The sequence below is a fragment of the Endozoicomonas ascidiicola genome, from assembly GCF_001646945.1.
Lineage (GTDB): Bacteria > Pseudomonadota > Gammaproteobacteria > Pseudomonadales > Endozoicomonadaceae > Endozoicomonas > Endozoicomonas ascidiicola.
Window position 1 is genome coordinate 6,312 of record NZ_LUTV01000004.1, and the last position, 1,020, is coordinate 7,331.

Consider the following 1,020-nt stretch of genomic DNA (forward strand, 5'->3'; position numbering starts at 1 on the left):
TAGTGATGATAGCTGGATCAGTTATGTTGGAAACCGATTTCATGATGATCGTACAGGTGGAAACTATGAGGAAACAGTAGTTCAAAATTCCTGAGTCGGCTCGTAATGGATTAACTGATTGATCGGTTAGTCAGTTTATATGATTTCAAATGATCAACTACTTATATCGTTGATAGTAAGTGTATTATTTTTATTCAAAAGATGACTCGCTATGGAACCGAACCCAGAGGCTACGTCCAGAATCTTTACGCCTTCCTCAGCAAACAAGCTTTTATAAAATTCATGCTCTCTCGCTTCATCAGTTAAATGAATGCAGTACCCATTGTCGTTAAAGCTCAGCTTAACATGATCCACTCCAGAGGGGCTTATCGGCCGTTTTATGGTACAATCTTTATCCGACAGGCAATTATGAGACCCCTTTTCCTGTGTATAGCACTTAACGACCTCCTGGATTTCCGTCATATGTTGCTTAATAAATTCTGACACCTCAGGCGATCGGCTATCCAGATCCTGACCATCCGAGCAGCGAGTTAAAAGCCCTTCAAACTCTTTCTTTATGTTTTGCCGAGTGGCCACAGATAATTGAAAAGCCTGACCGGGTTCGGCATTTACAAAAGTTGGCTGATTGGGTTCCCCACCCATTACAGCGATATTATTTACTGATGATGTTATATTCATTGCTGCCCTAAATCCTACTTATACCAATGGCATTTTTAAATTTTGGAACGAGCAAGTTATTTTGGGCGACTGGGCAAGGCGAAGAGACGAGTCATAGCCGTAGCTATGGCGAGGAACTTCAACACAAACCCAGTCGGTCAAAATAACTGCGCAGCCCATAATTTAAAAACAGAATTGGTATTATTCGCTAGTAAAAGCCCTTTGACCCCTTGTACAGATCAAAGTTCCTTTGAAAAAAGAGCGTATATTTGGTTTAAACCAAAACTCACTTGAAACCATCGGTTTTATTTTGGTTTTGGCTTAACCGGTTTTCTGAGCACCTCTTCCTCCTCGTCAAGAGAC

General features: G+C 41.1%; 1 protein-coding gene. It reads right to left on the reverse strand.

Translation table 11 applies throughout. The features are described from left to right. Positions 1-153: 153 nt before the first annotated feature. Positions 154-678, reverse strand: a complete 525-nt coding sequence (locus tag AKL11_RS10870; RefSeq protein ID WP_157673512.1) for a hypothetical protein — start codon at positions 676-678, stop codon at positions 154-156. Positions 679-1,020: the final 342 nt, after the last annotated feature.